2 protein-coding genes are annotated in these 5,348 nt (G+C 45.0%); both read right to left on the bottom strand.

Annotated elements, in window-relative coordinates; translation table 11 throughout:
• Positions 1-359: 359 nt before the first annotated feature.
• The gene (locus PHP87_RS10490) at positions 360-1,271 is read right to left on the bottom strand and encodes a diguanylate cyclase (RefSeq protein ID WP_299921122.1); all 912 of its coding nucleotides are present in this window, start codon (positions 1,269-1,271) and stop codon (positions 360-362) included.
• 42 nt (positions 1,272-1,313) lie between these two features.
• On the bottom strand, positions 1,314-5,348 hold a 4,035-nt coding region (locus PHP87_RS10485), incomplete at its 5' end, for a PAS domain S-box protein (protein ID WP_299921120.1).

Here is a 5,348-nt window from a genome sequence, read left to right as displayed (position 1 = left end):
TAGGAACCGTAGCCAGAACCCTGAAGCAGAAAGGAATGGAACCAGCCCTTACTGCTGTTAACCGGGCCCTGAAGATGCTGCAGGAGACTGACCAAGGGATAGCTGTGGTGGCCGCCAGCCGCAATTCCCTGGAAGATGTCTTGGCCGCACAGTTCATTGCCAACCTTTTCTTATAAGCTAAAGCTATTTAAAAAAGAATCAGCGTTAATTATAAAAATCAGCGTCCTTCTGCGTCTAAACCTCACTTTTCTTACTAACCCCCCATGGCCGGGGCCACAACCACCGATGAAAAGTAAGTTGGCGCTTGAATAGTAAGATGCAGTAGGAAATAAATTAACCCCCTCACGCCTCACGCCTCACTAATCATATGCCTGTTCCACCCGGTTGCGGCCATTCTGCTTGGCCTTATAGAGAGCAGCATCGGCTAACTGCACCAGCTCCGCCGTCGTGGTTTTATCACCGGCGGCTTTCATTGCTATACCGAGGCTGATGGTTACTGCAATGGGGGTGCTATTAAACACCACCGGCTCCTGGCTGATACTTCCCAGGATACGATTAGCTATTATTATAGCTTCTTCTGTGCTACAGCCGGGAAGAACCAGGAGAAACTCCTCGCCCCCATAACGACCAATGGAATCATAGAGACGAATAGTATTTTTCATCCGCAAGGCAACTTCCACCAATACGGCATCACCGGCCATATGGCCATAAGTGTCATTTACCTTCTTAAAATGATCCAGGTCTCCCATAATTACGGCCAGGTTGCTATTTTGTCGCTTGGCCCGGTATAGTTCTTTTTCCAGTATATTAAGTATCTTTGCATGATTAAATATTCCGGTTAAGAGGTCGTGTTGGGCCTGATAACGCTGGATCTCCAGCGCTTCGTTCAGTGACTGCTGCAAATCCAGGATACGCTTGCCTACCCGTAAGCGCACTTCTAATTCCTCGGGCATAAAGGGTTTGGTAATATAATCATCAGCCCCGGCATTAAGCCCTCCAATAATATCTTCCTTACTATCCCGCCCGGTGAGCAAAATAATATAGTGATAGGTATTATTATCTAATTGGCGCAAACGGCGGCATAATTCCAATCCATCTATCCCCGGCATCATCCAGTCCAGCAGAACCAGTTGAGGCGAATCCTTTTCTTTAAGGATATCCCAGGCCTGAATACCATCTCCTGCTTCCAATACCTCATAACCCCATTTTGATAATAGGGCCTTTACTACAGTACGGGAAATCAAATCATCATCAGCAATCAATACTCGCACATTTTTCGTCCTTCCGTATAATATTTTGGCCGGTAAAGTCCTTTAGCTCTTGACCAGGCGGTGGATTAATTGCAGGGTGTCAACACATGCTGCTTTAGCCTCCGCAATTGCTTTCTGTTCCAGATCAAAAAAAAGTTCATAAAGCTTTTGTATACGCAGGGTACCGGAAGAACCTTTTAATTGATGAGCCAGGCTGCGAATTTTTTTAAAGTCGCTGTTGGCCAGGGCATTTTGCAATTCTTCCAATACCCCTGGCAGGGTTGACCATAATTTATCATAAAGCTCCCGTCCCTCTCCCTTAGATAATCCGGTCTCAGCTATAAAGCTGCTCAAGTTTTCCTCCAGCATGGCCGCGACCTCGCTAACAGACTCTTGCTGCCTAGCCGTGTACTGTTCAATAATATTAAATAGTAGTTGGAAATCAACTGGTTTACTGATGTAATCGTCCATGCCTGCCTGCAAACATTTCTCCCGGTCTCCCTCCATAGCGTTGGCAGTCATAGCAACAATGATAGTATGTCGTTCTTCTCCCTCCATTTGTCTAATTCTAGCAGTAGTTTCATATCCGTCCATCTCCGGCATCTGACAGTCCATAAATACTATGTCATAATCTTTTTGCTGCAGGGCTTTTAAAGCTTCGGCTCCACTGCAGGCCAGATCACAGTACATACCTCTCTTTTCTAACATTTTAACAATTATTTTCTGATTCATTTCATTATCTTCGACCAGAAGAAACCTGGGCCGGGCAGGAATCGGGTTTTCCTTGATCGTATAACGGGTAACGATTGAATCACCCAGGGAGGCTTCTGTCTTTAAACCAAGGACTATAGAAATGCATTGGAGCAGTTCGTCTCTTTTCACGGGCTTAGTCAGGTAGCCGCTAAAACCATGTTCTTTGGCCCGGCGGGCATCTCCCTTCTGGGCTGCCGAAGTAAGCATAATCAAATGTATAGCTCGGGTGGAAGGTATGGCCTTAAGGGCAGCGGCTAACTCATGACCATTCATCGCAGGCATTTGAAAATCTACGATTACTACATCAAAGGATTTTACAGCGGCTGCGGATAGAAGGATAGTGATGGCCTTTTCGGCACTATCGCTCTCCTCAACCAGGCATTGGGCATCTTCCAGATAAGTTCGTATGATTTTGCGGTTGCTGCTATTATCATCCACAATTAGTACCCGGGCACCCTTAAGCTCTGCAGGTTCAAAAGGCAGAGTATCCTTATGCAGACCTGGTTTAAAGCAAGCAGTGAAATAAAACTTTGACCCCTGGCCTAATTTACTTTTTACCTGCATGGTTCCTTCCATTAAGCGAACCAATTCATAGGAAATCGCCAGGCCCAGACCGGTACCTCCGTATTTCCTGGTGGTGGAGGCATCTGCCTGGGTAAAGGGTTGAAAAAGTTTTTCCATGTCCTCCGGGGCAATACCAATACCGCTATCACTAACTTCAAAAGCGATTTCCGCCTTATCTGAGCTTTCATTTATCGTTTCCACAATTACCAGAATTTCACCGGTATGGGTGAACTTAACCGCATTGCTAAGCAGGTTATTTAAGATTTGACGCAGCCGGGCCGGGTCACCTACTACCTCATCCGGTACATTGGATTTGATTAGGGTATGCATCTCCAGACCTTTTTCTCTAGCCTTTGGAGCCTGCAGGGAAACAGCATCTTCCACTACCGTTCTAACCCGGAAGGGGATTTCTTCCATGGCCAGTTTACCAGCTTCAATTTTAGAGAAATCCAGGATATCATTAATGAGATAAAGTAGGATTTCCGAGGCTCTATGTGCCTCCTGTACATAATCCTGCTGTTCAGTCGAAAGTTCAGTTTCCCCCAGGAGTTCCAGGAATCCCAGTATGCCGTTCATAGGAGTGCGAATCTCATGGGACATATTAGCTAAAAATAAGGACTTGGCGTAGTTGGCAGATTCAGCTATCTCTTTAGCCTGGGCCAGTTTTTGTTCCATCTGACTGCGCTCGATGGCTTCAGCGATAGAATTGCTGAAAGCCTTCAAAATGGAAAACTCGTCTTCACTCCAGTTTCTTTCCTCCTTGCATTCATCAAAACCAACATAACCCCAGAAAACTCCGCCTACAAAGATGGGTAAAACCAGTATTGACAAGATACTCTGTTCTAACAGGGTTTCTTTAATCCATCCTTCTCCAAAATCTCGTACCTGTGCCTTGACGGCTTCATTTCGCATCAATGGTTCTATAAAATTTTGCGCTTGATCGAAGGGAATGTTTTGCAGCTTGGGATTATTAATTTGTGCCGGAAATACACCGGAGTTCCATCCCATTCTGTAGCTGGTATAGGCCTTATTATCTGCATAATGGTTTTTAAACATATAGACCCGATCTACTCCGGTAGCCTCACCCAGCAAAGCCAGGCATTTATTAATAGCTTCATAGTAATCACTATTTATTAATAGTTCATTGGTAGCGGAAGCAATGTTGGATAGTATTTTTTGTTTTATAAGCAGTTGGTTTTGGGCTATTTTACGCTTGGTGATATCCCGGGACACTCCAATCAACCCGGCTACGGTTCCGCCTTTAAAAAAAGGCGTTTTTACCGTCTCTAATTCCATTATGGAGCCATCAGCCAGGGTTATAGTTTCTTCGTTCATACGGGTCTCACCCGACAGCAGTATTTCCCTGTCTTTTTGTATAAAAAAGCGGGCTGTCTCCTGATCCTTAACAAAATCCAAATCAGTTCTGCCCACTATCTCTTCTTCGGATAGTCCAATAAACCTATGCGCAAAGGCATGGTTACAACCCAGGTATAAACTGTTTATATCTTTGTAAAATATAAGGTCGGGAATGGCATCAATCAGTGATTTTAAGAAGGTCCGCTGCTCTATCAGCTCATGTTCTAATCTTCTACTCTCGGTAATATCCCGGGTAATTCCCGCAGTTCCTATTACATTGCCCTCCTGGTCAAACACTGGGGTTTTGAAGGTATTAAACCATATACCTCCGGCTTTATCCTGTACCCGCTCGACTTTGTTGATTTGTTCTCTGCTAGCCATCACTTCCCGATCATCTTCCATATATCCTAGAGCTAATTCCCGGGGCCATATATCCAGGTCGGTCTTAGCGATTATTTCATCGCGTGTTAAGCCGCAGGATATTTCAAAAACCCGGTTTATTTCTATATGATGTCCTTCTTTATCTTTAAACCAGGCTAAAAAAGGCAGGTTATCCAAAATGGCTTTTAATTGTCCCCGGGTACGGCTCAAGTCTTCCTGAACTTTCTTTATTTCGGTGATGTCGGTATGGGTACCAATAACCCGCAGAACTTTGCCTTCTTCATCACGGTTAATTACCTTCCCCCGATCCAGAAGCCATTTGTAGCTGCCATCTCGGGTACGCAGACGATGCTCACTCCCGTAAACTGGTGTCTGGCCATCAAAGTGTTTTTGCAGTTCTACCTGGATCCGTTCCCAATCCTCCGGGTGAACCCGGCTTTCCCATTCCTGCAGGGAGTCACCAACTTCATGTTCTTCGTAACCTAACATGCTTTTCCATTCCTTGGAAAAGAATACCCGATTAGTTACCGCATCCCAATCCCAAACCCCGTTCCCGCTGCACTCCAGGGCTGAAGACCAGCGATCTTCACTTTCCTTTAAAAGTTCTTCGGCTATCTTCCTTCCGGTGATATCCACCATTACGGTTAGAAGGTAGGTCTGATCGTCGGTTTCGATAAAATCGACCGAAAAGATAACATACAATTCGCTACCGCTTTTAGTAATAAGGGTTAATTCCTTATCACGTATACAACCCTGCTGATAAAGTTCTTTTATTAGCAAATCTCTTTCTGCAAACGGTATAATCCCTAGCTCACCTGAGGTTTTGCCGATTACCTCGTCCCGATTATATTCCAACCTACTAAGAAAAGCTTCGTTTACATCAATATACTTACCACTGTCAATCTTGCTAATAGCCATAAGCGCCGGATTAATAGAAAAGGCTTTGGAAAACCTGGCGTTAGCCTGGCTTATCTGTGATATATCTTTACTGATAGCAAAAAAGACGGGGGTCCCCTGCCACTGCCCCCTCACAACGCTGGTTTC

Source organism: Syntrophomonas sp. (assembly GCF_028707975.1).
GTDB lineage: Bacteria > Bacillota > Syntrophomonadia > Syntrophomonadales > Syntrophomonadaceae > Syntrophomonas.
The sequence above is the reverse complement of the archived record's forward strand: the minus strand, read 5'-3'. Positions and strand labels throughout refer to the sequence as shown.